The organism is Nocardia noduli, assembly GCF_019038455.1.
Taxonomy (GTDB): Bacteria; Actinomycetota; Actinomycetes; order Mycobacteriales; family Mycobacteriaceae; genus Nocardia; species Nocardia noduli.
Map to the genome: position 1 here is coordinate 20,383 of NZ_JAFMPL010000085.1, position 14,739 is coordinate 35,121.

17 protein-coding genes and 1 pseudogene are annotated in these 14,739 nt (G+C 65.9%); 10 read left to right on the forward strand and 8 right to left on the reverse strand.

The window, feature by feature from the left end:
* Window positions 1-19 precede the first annotated feature (19 nt).
* Entirely contained in the window at window positions 20-352 is a 333-nt protein-coding gene (locus JZ792_RS30960) for a histone-like nucleoid-structuring protein Lsr2 (RefSeq protein WP_216916163.1), read from the forward strand.
* Window positions 353-511: 159 nt separating this feature from the next.
* Here the strand turns inward: JZ792_RS30960 and JZ792_RS30965 are convergent, their stop codons facing one another.
* Window positions 512-1,852 (reverse strand): IS110 family RNA-guided transposase, encoded by a 1,341-nt coding sequence (locus JZ792_RS30965; protein ID WP_216916166.1) that lies wholly within the window; start codon window positions 1,850-1,852, stop codon window positions 512-514.
* Window positions 1,853-2,193: 341 nt separating this feature from the next.
* Window positions 2,194-2,847 (reverse strand): hypothetical protein, encoded by a 654-nt coding sequence (locus JZ792_RS30970; RefSeq protein WP_216916169.1) that lies wholly within the window; start codon window positions 2,845-2,847, stop codon window positions 2,194-2,196.
* A 342-nt stretch (window positions 2,848-3,189) separates the two neighbouring features.
* Between JZ792_RS30970 and JZ792_RS30975 the strand changes: the two genes are divergently transcribed.
* Window positions 3,190-3,621: a helix-turn-helix domain-containing protein gene (locus JZ792_RS30975; protein WP_216916171.1), complete on the forward strand. Its 432-nt coding sequence runs from the start codon at window positions 3,190-3,192 to the stop codon at window positions 3,619-3,621.
* On the opposite strand, the gene JZ792_RS30980 is transcribed toward JZ792_RS30975, so the two are convergent.
* Window positions 3,590-3,874 (reverse strand): GNAT family N-acetyltransferase, encoded by a 285-nt coding sequence (locus JZ792_RS30980; RefSeq protein ID WP_216916206.1) that lies wholly within the window; start codon window positions 3,872-3,874, stop codon window positions 3,590-3,592. The two genes, JZ792_RS30975 and JZ792_RS30980, sit on opposite strands and share 32 nt — an antisense overlap.
* 231 nt (window positions 3,875-4,105) lie before the next feature.
* Window positions 4,106-4,339 carry a hypothetical protein gene (locus JZ792_RS30985; protein ID WP_216916174.1) on the reverse strand — a complete coding sequence of 78 codons (234 nt, stop codon included), beginning with the start codon at window positions 4,337-4,339 and terminating at the stop codon, window positions 4,106-4,108.
* A gap of 366 nt (window positions 4,340-4,705) precedes the next feature.
* On the opposite strand from JZ792_RS30985, the gene JZ792_RS30990 reads away from it, so the two are divergent.
* The 3 genes from JZ792_RS30990 to JZ792_RS31000 all read left to right on the forward strand — a co-directional run bounded on the left by JZ792_RS30990 (window position 4,706) and on the right by JZ792_RS31000 (window position 6,398).
* Window positions 4,706-5,290 (forward strand): hypothetical protein, encoded by a 585-nt coding sequence (locus JZ792_RS30990; RefSeq protein WP_216916177.1) that lies wholly within the window; start codon window positions 4,706-4,708, stop codon window positions 5,288-5,290.
* Complete coding sequence (locus JZ792_RS30995; RefSeq protein ID WP_216916180.1) at window positions 5,291-5,563, forward strand: helix-turn-helix domain-containing protein; 273 nt, start codon at window positions 5,291-5,293, stop codon at window positions 5,561-5,563.
* A gap of 289 nt (window positions 5,564-5,852) precedes the next feature.
* Window positions 5,853-6,398, forward strand: a complete 546-nt coding sequence (locus JZ792_RS31000) for a hypothetical protein (RefSeq protein WP_216916183.1) — start codon at window positions 5,853-5,855, stop codon at window positions 6,396-6,398.
* Between the two features lie 342 nt (window positions 6,399-6,740).
* On the opposite strand, the gene JZ792_RS31005 is transcribed toward JZ792_RS31000, so the two are convergent.
* A complete protein-coding gene (locus JZ792_RS31005) occupies window positions 6,741-7,055 on the reverse strand; it encodes a helix-turn-helix domain-containing protein (RefSeq protein WP_216916185.1) in 315 nt (104 codons plus the stop codon).
* Between the two features lie 140 nt (window positions 7,056-7,195).
* Here JZ792_RS31005 and JZ792_RS43100 point away from each other — a divergent pair, with 140 nt between their 5' ends.
* The 4 genes from JZ792_RS43100 to JZ792_RS31025 all read left to right on the forward strand — a co-directional run bounded on the left by JZ792_RS43100 (window position 7,196) and on the right by JZ792_RS31025 (window position 9,758).
* Entirely contained in the window at window positions 7,196-8,407 is a 1,212-nt protein-coding gene (locus JZ792_RS43100) for a recombinase family protein (RefSeq protein ID WP_216916187.1), read from the forward strand.
* Complete coding sequence (locus JZ792_RS31015) at window positions 8,404-8,838, forward strand: hypothetical protein (RefSeq protein WP_216916189.1); 435 nt, start codon at window positions 8,404-8,406, stop codon at window positions 8,836-8,838. The genes JZ792_RS43100 and JZ792_RS31015 overlap by 4 nt, the downstream gene beginning before the upstream one ends.
* On the forward strand, window positions 8,832-9,227 hold the full coding sequence (locus JZ792_RS31020; protein WP_216916192.1) for a hypothetical protein: 396 nt from the start codon (window positions 8,832-8,834) through the stop codon (window positions 9,225-9,227). The genes JZ792_RS31015 and JZ792_RS31020 overlap by 7 nt, the downstream gene beginning before the upstream one ends.
* A 162-nt stretch (window positions 9,228-9,389) precedes the next feature.
* Window positions 9,390-9,758, forward strand: coding sequence for a hypothetical protein (locus JZ792_RS31025; RefSeq protein WP_216916196.1), 369 nt, complete (start codon window positions 9,390-9,392; stop codon window positions 9,756-9,758).
* Window positions 9,759-10,322: 564 nt separating this feature from the next.
* Here the strand turns inward: JZ792_RS31025 and JZ792_RS31030 are convergent.
* Together JZ792_RS31030 and JZ792_RS31035 are read right to left on the reverse strand one after the other, a co-directional pair.
* Complete coding sequence (locus JZ792_RS31030; protein WP_216916199.1) at window positions 10,323-11,429, reverse strand: terpene synthase family protein; 1,107 nt, start codon at window positions 11,427-11,429, stop codon at window positions 10,323-10,325.
* A gap of 374 nt (window positions 11,430-11,803) precedes the next feature.
* Window positions 11,804-12,538, reverse strand: a complete 735-nt coding sequence (locus JZ792_RS31035) for a hypothetical protein (protein ID WP_216916200.1) — start codon at window positions 12,536-12,538, stop codon at window positions 11,804-11,806.
* A gap of 1,346 nt (window positions 12,539-13,884) precedes the next feature.
* Between JZ792_RS31035 and JZ792_RS31040 the strand changes: the two genes are divergently transcribed.
* Window positions 13,885-14,253, forward strand: a complete 369-nt coding sequence (locus JZ792_RS31040) for a hypothetical protein (RefSeq protein WP_216916204.1) — start codon at window positions 13,885-13,887, stop codon at window positions 14,251-14,253.
* Between the two features lie 203 nt (window positions 14,254-14,456).
* Here the strand turns inward: JZ792_RS31040 and JZ792_RS31045 are convergent.
* Window positions 14,457-14,739: pseudogene (locus tag JZ792_RS31045) on the reverse strand (hypothetical protein); the annotation flags it as partial.

Sequence of the window (14,739 nt, forward strand, 5' to 3'; positions counted from 1 at the left end):
GCGCGAGGAGGGATGATAGATGGCACGCAAGGTGACAATCGCCGTAGTGGATGATTTCGACAGTGAATCCACTGCCACACAGGATGTTTCATTCGGTGTTGACGGAGTGACCTACGAGATCGATCTGTGCGACAAGAATGCCGTCGCGCTGCGTGCGGTCTTCGAGCCGTACGTGACAGCCGGGCGGCGAGTCGGAGGACGCTCACGGCGCAACACTCGTCCCGTCCCCCTACCGTCCCGCCCCAACACCAACGAGATCCGCGAATGGGCCAAGGCCAACGGCCACCCAGTGCCTGCCCGCGGACGGGTGCCGGGCACGATCGTCACCGCATACAACGACGCACACTCCTGAGCAGCCCCCGGCCCGCGCGGTACCGTCCAGCGACACGGCTGCGGCTGACCGCGGGGACCTTCAGGTCATCCGCCGGACTGCGCGCCGAGATAATTCGGCATGCCGATGGCGTGGGTCGCAACTGCTCCCTCAGTACCTCGCTGTTCTGCATCCATCACTTCACGGTGAACCGGATCGACGTACGACGCAGCCCATCGAGCGGTCGAGATCACCTTGATCGCGGCGATCGATGGCAGTAACTGGTGTGGCGGTGTATTCGCGGTTGTCGCGGAGCAGCGCCCACACCAGCCTGCACATCTGCCGCGACAGGCACAGCAGCGCCTGGGCATGAACCTTGCCTTCCTGCCTTTTGCGGTCGTAGTAGACGCGCGAGAGGCCTTCGGGTTGCCGGATCGCGCCCAGCGCGGCCAGGTAGAAAAGTTTGCGCAGGTGACGGTTGTATCGGACGGGGCGACGCACACTGGCCAGCATCGTGCCCGAGGAGCGCGGCACCGGGGCCAGGCCGGCGTAGGCCGCCAGATTGGCTTCGGTGGCGAAGCGGACGGTGAGGTCGCCGCCGGTCTCGACGAGAAACCTTGCACCGAGCAGGGTTCCGATGCCGGGCACGCTGGTCAGGATCGGAGCCCACCGGTGACCGGTGAACGATTCCTCGATCCGTGTGGTGAGTGCGGCGATCTCCTCGCGTAGTTCCAGCAGTCGTTGTGCGCGGCGCGCGATCAACTCCGCGGTCAGTTTCTCCGCCGGGAGGTTGATGCGTTGGCTGTTGGCGGCCGCGACAGCGCGCTGCGCCATGGCGGTGACTCCGCCCGGGTTGACTCCGTGGGCGCCGTGGCGGCGCAGGTGCGCGGCGACCCTGTCGGTGGCGCCTTTGCGGCGCAGTGGTGCGGGGGTCTGGTAGGCGGTGAGCAGGATCAACCCGGAGCGGGTCGAGTAGTCGAATTCGCGTTCCAGGGCCGGGAATATCGCGGCCAGTTGTTCGCGCACGCGGTTGATTCCGGCGACCCATTCGGTGATCAGGTCCTCGCGGTGGCTCAGCAGCACCCGTAGTTCGGCGATCGCGAGGTCGGCTGGGGTGACCGGTTGCAGGTCGCTGCGCATGCGGGCGATCTCGGCGATGGTGCGCGCGTCGCGGGCGTCGGTCTTGGCGGCTCCTCCGGCGATCCCGCTCGCGATCCGCGAGACCAGCCGCCCGGGCACGTAGGCGACCGGTTGCCGCGCCGCGAGCAGCAGGGTGATCAGCAGCGCGGTCGCTCCCGAGGTCATATCCACCGCCCACCCGACGCGGCGGCGGCGACGCGGGCCGGTGACCTCGCCGATCACCTGCGTGATCGCGGCTTCGGTGTTGTCGACGCGCCGCGACCACAGAACCTGTCCACCCGCGTCCATCGCGCACATATGCAGACCGGCCTTGGCGACATCGACGCCGACCCACACTCCGGGTGAACTCGGTGGGGTGTGGGTCGGGGCCGGGTCGCGCCGTGGTGATCCCACCTCAGTCACGCCGGGATCGGAGCTGGGTGCGGCGGGCGGCCTGTCTCGCACAGCGTCTGAACGCAAGAATCTCACAGCCACGTCCCGCCGCGCGGGAAACACTACCGATCACGAGAACTCCTCCCGGACTACGGGTTCGACAACGGGGCCACCACTTTCGCTCGCCTGCCAGCAGCGGACGGCGGTGGATGGCGCGGGAAGACCGGATACGGTCTGCCGCGGCGTTGTTGGGATTCTCGCGTCGAAACGCGCTGTGATCATCGACCCGCATCGGCCAATGGCCCCGCGGTGATCGCTGCGAGCCTAACATCATTGCAGGACAGTCGATCTCAACAAGCTGTCCGGCAGTATCACCACCCGGCTCCGTCGCCGCCGAAATGACTCCACGTGATCAGGGCGTTGTCGGCGGCGCGGATCGCGGCTTTTCGGTGTTCGGGTAGCGCGGACTCGTCCTCGGCGATCGCGGTGAACAGGTCGGCGGCCTGGCCGCCCAGGATGATCATCGGTGCGGCCAGTACTTCGGCGTCGGGGCCCATATAGTGCAGCAGGGGATCGCTGGTGGTGTCGAGGAGGCTGCGGGGGTCCAGGCCGTGGGCGCGGGTGAGGTAGTCCCCGAGCAGGGCGGCGAGTTCGACTGCGGACGCCGTGCATGCCTGGTACACGGTCTCGAAGTTGTCGCGGGCCGGGATGGCGTGGCGGCCCAGTTGCGCGCTGACGAACCCGGCGGTGGCCAGCGCGCCTCGACCGCGTGCGAGCCGGATCACCGGTGGCCCGGCCGCGGCGGTGTCGCGCAGATTCCGCAGTGCGGTGACCAGGAGCGCGCCGAGTCCACCGGGGTCGGGTGCAGGGATCGCGGCTTCGGCGGCCGAGGCGGTCCAGGCCGCGACCGTTCGGGTGGGCAGGTATCGGGTGTCGAGGCGGCGGGCGGCTTCGGTGTAGCTGGTGCCGGGGTGGGTGGCCATGTAGGCACGGATGCGGGCTTTGCGGTCTGCGGAGCGAGTCATGTTCGGGCTTTCCGGGGCGGCGGTCCACGCTCCGCTACCCGGTCATGTGACTCGGGGACGGAGGCTTCGGTGGCGGGATCCGCTGGGGACCTTGGCCGTATCGTCGGGGTCCGGCGTGGACGGTCCACCCGACACGGTGAGGCTCGCTACTGCCCGCCGACACCGTATACCGCGGCCGAACCCCGACCGACCCGATCCGGCGACCAACCACCTCACCTGCTCCGAACTGAACCGGCGGTCCCTGGGTCGGTGTCGCGATTCCCGAAAACGGCGGTGTACCGGCACGAGTGTTGGCAAACTGGGGGCAACGCGTGAGCGTTCGTAGGATGGAAGGGCGCGGCGATGTTCGGTATTCGCGACAGAGCAGAGGTCCGTAGTAGGCGTGAGGCCGCCCGTCACGCCCGACTGTCGTCGGAGGCCATCGGGATCGAGTTGGCTCTTCTGCGCATCGCCAGCAGGACGCGCCCGCGCGTGGTCGCCGAACGTGCGGGTCTGTCGGTCGGGAGGTACAGGGAGATCGAGAGCGGCGGTGGCGTCGAGGACAGCGTTCTCGAAAAGCTGGCCGTCGTCTTGGGATCCACCCTCGACGAGGTGCGCCGGAACGCGCAGACGCGGCTGGCCGACCGGGCGCTGCCCTCGCTCTCCGATCCGGGGGGCCACAGTTGGATGATGGCCATGGGCGGCTACGACGACCGAGACATCGCTGATTTCGTGTCCCGAGAACCTCGTCCCGCCAGCGGGTTCAGCGTGTGGCGTCGTAGAACCAGCGGGTGAAGAAGGTTTCACCGCGCATCGGTGCCGGGCCTGCGGAGATTCCGAGGATCGAGGTGAAGTCCAATGGTCGATCCGGTGGACTGATGTCGAATCCGAGGCCGCTGTAGAAGCGGGCCAGGCCGCGGTCGCTGGTGGTGAACTGTCCGTAGAGCAGAGCCACGCCGGCAGTGCGCGCGGTCGCGATCGCTGTGGACACCAGCGCGGCACCGACACCGCCGCGCCGGTGGGCTTCGTCGACGGCGACGAAATGCAGTTTGCTGGTTGCCCATGATCCCGGCCAGCACCGGTGCCATACCGTATCGGGAGGGCAGCGAGGCCAGGAAGTGCAGTGCCGGTCCCGCCATCAACCCGCCGATCGGTTCGTCGTCGGAGTCGGTGACCGCGACCAACGCGACGGTGTGTGCCCACGCCAGCGCTTCCGGGCCACCGACATCCACGGCGGCTTCATCGGCGGTGGTGTCGCCGCTGCCATGCAACGCGGTCCCTAGATAGCCGCCCGAGTGCGCCTCGACCAGTTGGCCGCGGTGACCGGACCACCGGCACCGGCCATGCCCGCCCACCGTCGAAATCCTTGCAGCTCGGCAATCGTCTCGGCGCGACGAACCCGCACCGACTGCCGATTCGGCGCGGGCCCTGACCCCGCGACGCCCGCCGCGCTCGTCAGCGCGGCATCGGTGACAGCCCTGCTGCGGGCACGGCGGCCCTGGGATTTGGTCATGCGATTCCCCCTACGAGCCCCACTGCGTCAAAACCACTGTGCCCCAACATGCTACCGAGAGGCACCGACAAGCTGTCCGACATCACCGACATGAGGTCGGCTCGTTTCACCTACCCCGACGGTGACCACGACCTCGGTACCGACTGTCGAGCCTGCCCACCGCGGGGACCATGGCCTTCGAAAGCGGTTGCCAGGTAGAGCGGTTCGGATCGACTCGAGAGCCCTCGCCGACTCCACCGACGCGCCGTTCCGTCAACCACAGCGGCCCCACGCGAACAGGAGCACCGCTGTGGGCCCGGGTTGCACGCGTTGACCCTATCGTTTTTCGATACTATCGTTTATCGCTAGTATCGAAAAACGATAGGGATGGAGTTGATGGTGGGTATCGAATCCGGGCGTGAGAACGGTCGCCGGTCAACGAGGTTCGACGCGCAGTGGCTGACGAATCTATTGCTGATTGTCGCGGCTGCCGCGCTGCCGGTGCGTTACGCCGTCGCAGGCATCTTCTGGCCGTCGGTGTGGGTCGACAAGCAGGCCACAGTCGATGGGGTGGCGGTTCAGGGCTACGCGGTCAGTTTGCAGGATGCCGCGTGGATCCAGCGCGTGGAAGCAGCGACGCCGGGTGTGCTGCTGATCGTTGCGGTGGGAGTGCCAGGGTTCGTGCTTATGCGCAGACTGATACTGGACCCGCTGCGGGCTGACGAGGTCTTCACCGACGAACTCGTCGACCGGCGGCATAGGGCGGCCCGCTGGTGTGCGGTGGGGGCGCTGGTATCGGTGGCCTCGTTGGCGGTGTGCGACTGGCTGATCGGGCGATCTCTGGGCGCCAGTGTTTCCCTGTCACGCGACATGCTCTATCTCTTGATCGCAGTGATCATGATAGGTCTGGTGTCCTCCGGTCTGGGCCGCCACGGACGTGACCTGCGGGCCGAACTCGATCAGGTGATCTGAATGCCTCCCGAGGACAGCCACCGCATCCGGGTCCGGCTCGAGGAAGTCCGCGGTGCACGCGGCATCTCCATGGCCGAACTGGCACGACAGGTCGGCATCACCGAGGCGAACCTGTACACGCTGAAACGCCAAGACGCCCGGGCCATCCGATTCTCCACACTCGCCAAACTGTGCGAGGTCTTGCAGTGCACGCCCGGCGACCTACTTGTCTACGAACCGGGATCGGCCAATAGCGATGTTCCCACTGCCGATTCCGCTGTCCCCGCGAACTAGTGTCCGCGCGCGACGGTTCCCGCAGCGCTCGGCGAACTCGACTATCCGGGCCCGAGGCACCGCGCCAAGGGGCTGCGATCCGCGGGGTTGACGCGGCTCGAATTCGATCACGCTGCCGGAATACCTGTGTGCGATGGACTCCACATCACAACATCGTCGGTCGACTCGACCTCCCCCCAGGTGAAGTGGACCTATTCGAGTGCCTCGCAGCGAGCGGGATCGCTCCGACGCGGGCCAGTCACCGCTCACTCCGAACCCTGACAACAAATGACGAGCAGAAGGACCAGCAGTGCTAGCTGCCATCGATGACGCGTTCAACCACGAGAGTTCGCTTCTCGGACGATTCCTGACCACGACCGCTCACTTCATGCTGTACGCGGTCGGCGCGGCCACCCTGGCAAGAATTCCGTTCTACCTCGGAATCGACCATTGGACAGTGCGTCTCGCCCAGTTCGTTGCGGCACTGCTGATGCTGATCGGTGGGCTCCACATCATCCACACCCGCATGTGCGCGCGCTGCATCGCCGACGTTCCCATCGACGCGAGCGCGCGAGCCGAGAAGGAACGCAGAGTGCTGCGGCTCAACCACGCACTCGCGACCAAACGCGGCGTCGGCACCTACCTCGGGCTGATCGTCGCCGCCGTGCTCGCGAATGAGGTGTTCGGGTTGCCGCGCGTGGTCTATCTGCCGGTCGACGCCGCGGTCGTAGCACTGACGTACTCGGCGTGGCTGCATCACCGCGTGCGTCCATGGTGCCCGCACTGCCGCCCTTGGGATAACGGCGAGGGAATTCGGGAGTCCTCACCCGATCCCGTCGTGAAAGCCACACGATGAAGCGGCAGTCGTTCGGTCGGGAATGTGCTGGGAGTGCGCAATTCGGCTCCGGGGCGCAGTACCAATTCGACGCCTTCCTCGATCCTGAAACATTTCCTACCCCAACACGATTAGCCTGCCCATCGACACGATCGGCGTCTACGCCGTCCATTTGTTGAAGCCTCCGGCGATGAGAGCGTCGATGGCGCCCCTTGTTCAATCCGCGAGCGTGACCCACCATCGGTCGAAATCAGCTGTGCAACTTGCTGTACCAGCAGATGATCGCGAGCCAATCGTCGCAGCCGAGTCCTTCGAGCGCTCGGAATCGACCGCACCGACAACATGCGGCCAGGTGGGCACGCGCTACTGGCTCGGGCGAGGAAGCGCGCGATAGATCTTGTCGGGATAGATCGACGCCTGGGCGGCTGTTTCCAGTCGGGCCAGGGTCGCCAGGTCGGGGTAGAGCTCGCCGCGCACGATCCTCCCGACTGCGTTCGACGCGACTCCGGCTGCCAGCGACAGAGCGCGATGAGACAGATCGAGCGATCTGCACAGTTCGTCGAGCCTGCGGGCCAGGGCGAGACTGTAGTGCACGGGCGCAGGAGCTTCCGCCTGGGCGACCGCGTCGTAAGGCCACTCACCCCGGGTGTAGGTCTGCGGAGCCTTGTCGCCGCGCACGCTGCCCTTCCGCCGACTGTCGCCATCCTGGTCAGCACACATCATCGCGGGCGGTGCGCGGGGCTGTCCAACTACCGCAATCGTGATACATATATGTACTATCTTGATGTTCGTCAGCAGACCCGTGGAAGGCAATAGCTGTGCAATTCGTACCACCCATCGACCTCACCGACCTGCCGAACTACGAGAAGACCGACCTTCGTCCCCGTCGCCTGGTGTTCGTCGGTCGCGTCTCCACCAAGGACAACCAGAATCCCGCGACCTCGCTGCCGCGCCAGGTGTCAACGGCTGCGGCACGGTTGGAACCGGGTGAGGATTTCGCGGCGTACTTCTGGGATGTGGAGTCCGGGATGCTGCCCCCGGAACTGCGCAGCCTCGCGCCGCAGGAAATGTATGACACGCTCGCCGTTCCGCTCCGGCGTGACGGTGGGCTCCAGGACCTGGTCGACCGTGCCGAACCGTTGGGTGTGACCCATGTGCTGGCCGAGCGATCCGACCGCTTGGCGCGGGCGATGCTGACCAGCCTCACCGTTGAGCACGAGCTCGGGAAGTTCGGGGTGGAGGTGGTGTACGCCAACGAGCCGGTCGGCGGCACCGAATCAGGACGACTACGCGTGCGCCGCTACAGCCAGGTCGACGCGGAGATCTACCGAACCGCGATGATGGAGATGTCGATGGGCGGGCAGATCCAGCACGCCGTTGGCGGCTGGAACCATGGGCATCCGCCCTACCCCTACATCAGTGTGGTCGACGAGACCGCCCCCGAACCCGCGCGGGGACGCTTCGGCGTCGCACGGCCCAAACGCAAACTCGTTCCCCATCCCGATTCGCGCCGGTTCGACGCCGTCCGGGAATTGTGCCGCCTGCGCCGGGAGGAGGGCCTGAAATCCGCCGAGATCATCGCGGTGCTGGCCGCCGACCCCGATCGGTATCCGATCGAGAACCGCTGGACCCACAATCGGATAGAGGGTTTGGTCGCCAACCCCAAGTTGACCGGCCACCAGGTGTTCAACCGGCGGGCGACCCGCACCGGCCGCGCCGGGACTTCCCGATGGAATCCGGTGGAGGACTGGGCTTGGTCACCGGGAATCGTGCACGAGCCGGTGATCACCTTGCAGGAGTGGAAACAGGCCCAGCAGGTCACCGCCGCACTGCGCGGTAGAGGCCAGCAGGGTGACCCACTCTCACGTATCCGTGTCGCAGCGAGTCGGCGGGGGTTCACCGTCGCCGCGCTCAGCAGCAGTGACACGCACACGGTGTACCTGATCGGCGGGCGCAAAATGGTTCTGCCCGCCCAGATTCCGGACATCCTCGCCCAACAGGTGATCACCGACCTGGAGATGGCCGGATGAGCGAGGCCGTCGAGTGCCTGGCCCAGCGGCGCGGCCGGGCCTGGGTGGGTCGCGTCGCCGCCTACGGGGTGTACGGACACGGACCGACGCTGAAAGCGCTGCGCGTCGACATCGCCGCCGGGCTCGCGCACCTCGACGTGACCGCGCCGGTCACCCTCGTCGTGGAGACACCGGAACTGGCGCACCTGCGCTCGGTCGCGAACGACTACACCACCGCGTTGCGCGCGGCGGTGACCACCCTCGCGCTGCGCTCGATGCCGCCAGCAGACATCGCACTGGCTACCGGAGCGCCGATCACACGAGTCAAAGCACTGCTCGCCGAACGCGCGACATCTCCCACGAACCTCGATCCCGCCTCGCCCCTCGACGGGGCGGAGCGAGACCCGCTCGATACAGCGAAACACCTGTCCGAAAGAGAACGAAAGTGCTGACCGATATCGCCGCCCGCTACGCCATCGCCAACGCCATCAACGCGGGCGACGCCCACCACACCCAATACGACCTCGACGCCATCGTCGCCGGACTGTGGGAAGCGACCGGCGGCTACGACATCGAAGCGATGCCCCACGACGACTTCTGGAAACTCGTGCAGGACAACGACCGTAGCGCCGAAGCCATCACCGTACGCACCATCGCCGCCCACCAGGAGACCGAGCAGGTCATCGACATCGAGACCACTACCCGCGCGGCCCTGCCCTTGGCGGACAACCTCGACCTGTCCGCCGCAGACCTCGGCTGCGAGCCCGGCTCCACCTACAGGATCGAGGCCGCCAGCGCCGACGGCGCGGTCATCGACAGCTACGAGACCACCGCCGACTGACCAACCGACAGTACGGCGCGCGGCAATCGGCCACGCGCCGTACTTCATCGTCGGATCGAACTGGAGATGTCCTGATGAGCGAACCTCACAGCCTCACCGACTCGACCGACGCCCTCGCGCACAGACGCTGTCCCCCTACCCATCCTGGAAGGTCAGGATCGAATGATCATCTACCGCGCATCCGTCTATCTCGATGACCGGGACAGCCGAATCAACCACGATGTGGTCGACGTGGATACGAATCTGCCCGCGTTGGCGCGGAATGTCGCCGACAACTGCGTGCCACGTTTCGCTGGCGAACCCGGTTTCGACAGCATCGAAATGGCGTCACTGATCGCCGAAACCACCGACCCCGACTTCGCCGAATACGGAACCGAAACCACCGCGCAAATCGATGTGAGCGAGTTGGACCGCTTCCTGGTCTCCTATACCCACGATCTTGGCGATCGGGACTTTGCGGCACGAAAGTTCACGATCGAGGCGGGAGGCAGGGTCCGGTTCGAGCTGGAGCGGATCGACTGTTCCCGATGACAGTCGAGCGGGCCGCGATGGACTTCGGAGTCCGCGACTACATCACGTGCCGTCGGAATCGGCGCGTCCGGATGCCTGATCGCGAGTGACACCGCCACCTCCAGCCGCACCTGCACTTGATATCCCCGAGGACATCCCACGAGAGCACATGGGATCTTCGACGTCGTCGCGCGACAGCGGGCAGCCACCCGGGAGATCGCTATTCTGGACACAGCAGGAGTCGTTCCTGTCAGCGAGTGAGAGCCTGTCGAGGGTGAGGCCCGAGTCTAGTTCGGCCTTCGTTCGGGTTTGCTGTGGTCCGGCTGGCCTCCCTGCGGGTATTACCAGTGCCCGTAGGGAGGCGGCTGTGAACAACGCCGTGGAACCCTTCCCTGCCACAGCGATTGCCGCCCTGGTTCGACACTCCTGGCCCTGTGCAGGTGACGATCCCTCGTTCCACGGTTCGATGAATCAGGTTGTCCGGTGCCCAGACCGGAGGACGACGTGACCAGCCACCCCGGCCTTGCGTGCCCGCTGTAGTGCCGTGCGCCCCAGCGAGAAATACCGCGATCCCTACCCGCAAGCTCAGTGCTCGTGGTTTTCGGTGAAGATGGAGGCGCTTTTGTAGCGCGCGGTGCGCACCTGCCACACCCAGGTGGCTTGCACCGCGCCGGTGAGGTCGTCGATGTGCTCGCCGATGATGATTCCCAGTGCGGTGTCGGCGAGTCCCGCGCAGCGCGCGGTGAGTCCCGTGCGCAGAGCGTGGAATTCGGTCAGTTGCTCACGCACGAGTGCGGCGGCGTGCTCGATCGCGTCGGCCAGGGTCGTGTCTGTGGCGTTGAGCAGGATGATCGGGATCAAGTTGGAGTCGGCGCCCCCGGTGATGCATTCCTTCTCGAAAGAGAAGAGGTCGTTCATCAAGCCGCCGATCTGCACGGTCAGTTCCCGTAGTCGCTTCAGGTCGGTGTCGAGCCCGGCAGCGGCGATCGGACCCCACTGCAAGTAGGTGTCACGCCCGTATTCGCAGAACGCGAGGACCGGGTACATGCCCGACATGTCGGCGCGTAGCGCGATGTAGTCCCCGACGTCGAGAAGTTGCCCGAGGGCGCGGGCGTTCTGATCACGGTTCGCCGGACGCAGATGCGCAACAGTGGAATCGAGGGTGTTCCGCAGCCAGCGCGGGTCGGCGTCGAGGCTGAGTCGTTGCAGGAATTCGTGGGTGGCGACTTCGACGGGTACGGGTCCCGGTGGCAGATTGCCGGTTTCGAGCATGGCGCACAGGCGGTCGATGGTGGCTCGCGCGTGCTGTTGCTGCGTGCGCGACAAGTGCGCGTGTCTGTCCCGTCCGACTGTGTCGTTCAACCAGTACAGGATGGCGTTGAACAGGCCGATCACCGTCATCCGCTCGAGGTTGATCGTGTTCGGATGCAGGTAGGGGGTCATGCTGTTGTAGTGCGCGCCACCGGGTTCGAGCCAGATCCGGTGCTGGCGGCACCACCGTTCCACCTCCCGGCAGGCCGACTCACCGAATCGATTCGGGGTCAGATCGCGACAGTATTCGACGATGTCGAGTTCCGGTGTGCTGAACAGATCCCGCAAAGACCACCGTCGCTGCGATCGCAGGATCTGCTGATACTGCTCGCGCATCGAGATGAGCTTCGCCTCGACCGGTGCGACGTATTCGACCGACATCACTACCCCCTTCACGAACGGACTCGCCCCCGCACCCTCCGGCAGAAGATAGACACACGTTGCGGGCGGCGGTGCTGTAGGTAGCCTCCGTCGCCGCAAGGGTCTCATGGTCTCATCTGCCGGTGTACCCGCTGCACCACTCTTCGACCGCCCTGGATGCGAACTGGTCCGTCCTCCGTCTTCGGATCTCTAATCCATTCTGCCACAATGTTTTTTCGGGGTATCTGTACTCGATTGTGGCGGCATCGCAACGACCCGTCGCGGTAACCACCGCCCGAAAATGCGGGGTGACCCCGCCTGCATTGGGTGGTCTGGCGGTGAAACTGTGGCACCCGTCCCGCGCGCTCCACGGCGAAATCACGCTTGTGGACCATTCAGTGGCGCGTCCACCGATCGTTCGACGCCGTGTCGTGGTGTCGAATCGTCCGGCTGCCAGCTGTGAAAACGTGCAGGGCCATCACGATCAGAGCGGTCAGCAACGACGCCTCGCCGCCGACATGAACCATGGTGTGCTGGACCGCCTGGTCGACGGTGAACAGTTCGAAGGTCCGCGGAATGGTGACCTGCACGAGTTCGCTGTCACTGGCTCCTGCTCTTGCGCCGAGTTCCACGCCGAGAAACAGCAGCCCCAGGTCCGACCGAAGAGTCGTGCTCGCGCAGGGAATCCGGTCGCGCCGATCCATCCCATGGACGTAGAAGCCCAGCACCCGCCGATAACGGACTCCGGTTCCCACGATCGGCGGGTGCCCGAACACGAACAACGGATTGCCCACCGCCAGACAATCGAACATCGCGGTCGGCAAGCGACGCTCGAGGGCATCTGCCTGGACGGGCGACGTTGCGAGACACGGGATTGCGTAGACGGGCCCTCCAGCGGCCAAACCGCGAACCGCGCTCGCCGAGATTCGTCGTGCGAACCCCCGCCGACAAGCATCTTCCGGGCTTTCGATCAGAGCAGCGGGACCGGCATCCAGGCCCTCGGTCGACACCCGGTATTCGTCCAGACAGCGTTCGATCTGCCGCCCGTGGGTGTCCATGGCCGCCGAAAGCTCGGCCAGCGTGCGCGTGTGCGCCTTGCTGAGATCTGTCGGAATCGGTTGCCTGCCCATCCTGCCCCCTCCACGCCGCGGCCCCGGGCACCGATTTCAGGGTATCCCGTATGAATTCTTCACTTTCGAGTACCTCATCGAAGCGCAGCTCAGGGATTGTTCCCCGCCCGCTCGTCCGCCACACCAGGGCTGCCTGCCCCGCGATCGGTTACTCTGAATAGCACGACGAACCTCGAGGGGGGCGATGCGCGCATTCACAATATTCAACGAAGATTTCCGTCGACCGTGCGACTTCTGCGACAACGCGCCAGCCGAATCCGAGGACGATATCTGCGCTGAGTGCGCTACCTGGATTCATGGCCGCAGCGGTCGCCCCAAGTTACGAGCCGCATAATTCCCGGCGTCGCTGTTTACTGGCCCTGAACTGCGAATATGCAAACATCCGGCCGCGATCCGCGAGGGCGGACAGGGTGGCAATCGCAGCGAAATCCATGGATCGACGACCGAAGTGTCGCCGCAAATATCACCCCGCGAGAAGCGTTGTATCTCACCCAGTTGCGAATTCAAGCGGCCAGGGATGTTGTCGGCATAGCCCGCGCTCATTCGACGCCCAGCGGGGACAATTGCTGCCGATCCGAATTGTGCGCATAGCAGTGCATAGCGGTTCGATAACCAACAGAGTCGTCCGCGCTGACGCGTCGGCACTATTCTGCCGTGACGAATGTCATGGACTTCAGGTGGCGTGCGTCCGATGCGGCATTTGCCCTGGCGCGTTCCGCCTCGGAGGTCGCGTATGCCTCGGCTGCGATCAAGTGCACGATCGCCGCGACCTGTTTGCTGGCGCCCGAGTATCCGGCTCGCGCGGATTCGGCGAGTGAGATTGTCGCAGTGGGCGTGCCGAGGTTCCTTGGCGTGGCGACTGCGGCCCATCCTGTGGGTGCCGAAGTCGCGAAGTGCCTGTGCCCCGGGGTGATCCCCGAGGACGGGCACGGCGCCGATTCCGTCGTCGACGGCCGCGACGCGACCGACTGCCACGTCCGAGGCCGCGCCCGGTCACGGTCAAGGTCCGCCCTGAGGCAGCCCTCGCGCTGCTACGCGAAGATGCGCGACATGGGAGCGCGGACGTTCACCGCGCCACCTTGCACCTCGAGAACCGGCGCGGCCCGCGCGCGGAGAAGTCCATCCGGTTCCGGCCAACACTGGCGGAACTCGTCCAACTCGGATTGCCGCCTTCGGGCTGCTACGCCTGGACCGCAGGTGACAGGCTGTGACAGACATCGTCCGCCCCGGGTGTTCGCTCCGGGCATCCGGAGGCGGTCACTGCTGCGAATACCGAGGTGTCGTCGAGGCCGCTTCCCCGGGCCTCTCGTTCCTGGATCGTTTCGTCGCGAGAGCGGAGATATCGGATGGACTTGCTGGCGTGGTCGGTAGCGCAGATGCCGCCTTGGCCAGCGGAAGTCGATGAAGACAACCTGCAACGAATCGGTGTCCTTCCGGTCGTGGACTGGCGCGTGGTGGCCGATGCCAGCGCCGAGGCGGTCGATGTACGACGGAACTGGACCTCGCCGGACTGGCGTGCCCACGGGCGACGGATCGGACTGCGCGAGCATGATCTATTCGCGTGGCACGAACTCATCACCGATCCGATCCAGATCATGGCCGAGGGAACCCAGTGGCAGGCCGGTCGACATCGCTGCGCCCTGATCTCGGCCGCAGGCGCCCTCCGGGTCGCCGTCGTCGATCCGAACTGGATCCCCGACGATCGCGGTTGGTAACGCGATTCATCGCTCCGCACTGCGCCCGGGACACGGTCCAGCCCCGCAGCTGTGAGCCCCTTGGTTCGAACCGTGCCCAGCAGCATCGGAACGCCCCGTCGTCGGCATCACCGCGCTCGATGAGATTCGGTTCGCGCAGGGATCGGGCACGGTCCGCAGGGTTGGCCCCGGCCGGTGAGGACGAGCCGCAACGACCCTTGCTTTCAGCAACCACGCTGAAATGGGAAGCAGCCCGCAGGCAATCTCGGCGCGGGTTCCGGTGCTGGTTCGGCCGCGGCCACGGGCGCGGGCTCGGGGTAGGTCGATGTCTCGGGCGGTGTGATGGTTTCCGAATTCGGGCCGGTGCGGGCGTCGGAGGGGTCGGGTTGCACTGCGACCCATATCCCGCTGCCGAGCGCGGCGATCACGAGCGCGGCCGCGATCAGCGGGCCGATGACCGGTGTGCGCGCCGGAACCCGGCTGGTCCGGAGGTGGGCGGGTGAGGGC

Bases quoted from the DNA above. Each gene is read 5' to 3' on its own strand.
- JZ792_RS31015 (WP_216916189.1), top strand. From the start codon at position 8,404: ATGAGCGAGGCCGTCGAGTGCCTGGCCCAGCGGCGCGGCCGGGCCTGG.
- JZ792_RS30970 (WP_216916169.1), bottom strand. From the start codon at position 2,847: ATGACTCGCTCCGCAGACCGCAAAGCCCGCATCCGTGCCTACATGGCC.
- JZ792_RS31025 (WP_216916196.1), top strand. From the start codon at position 9,390: ATGATCATCTACCGCGCATCCGTCTATCTCGATGACCGGGACAGCCGA.
- JZ792_RS30985 (WP_216916174.1), bottom strand. From the start codon at position 4,339: ATGACCAAATCCCAGGGCCGCCGTGCCCGCAGCAGGGCTGTCACCGAT.
- JZ792_RS31030 (WP_216916199.1), bottom strand. From the start codon at position 11,429: ATGTCGGTCGAATACGTCGCACCGGTCGAGGCGAAGCTCATCTCGATG.
- JZ792_RS30995 (WP_216916180.1), top strand. From the start codon at position 5,291: ATGCCTCCCGAGGACAGCCACCGCATCCGGGTCCGGCTCGAGGAAGTC.
- JZ792_RS30960 (WP_216916163.1), top strand. From the start codon at position 20: ATGGCACGCAAGGTGACAATCGCCGTAGTGGATGATTTCGACAGTGAA.
- JZ792_RS31035 (WP_216916200.1), bottom strand. From the start codon at position 12,538: ATGGGCAGGCAACCGATTCCGACAGATCTCAGCAAGGCGCACACGCGC.
- JZ792_RS30975 (WP_216916171.1), top strand. From the start codon at position 3,190: ATGTTCGGTATTCGCGACAGAGCAGAGGTCCGTAGTAGGCGTGAGGCC.
- JZ792_RS30990 (WP_216916177.1), top strand. From the start codon at position 4,706: ATGGAGTTGATGGTGGGTATCGAATCCGGGCGTGAGAACGGTCGCCGG.
- JZ792_RS31040 (WP_216916204.1), top strand. From the start codon at position 13,885: ATGGACTTGCTGGCGTGGTCGGTAGCGCAGATGCCGCCTTGGCCAGCG.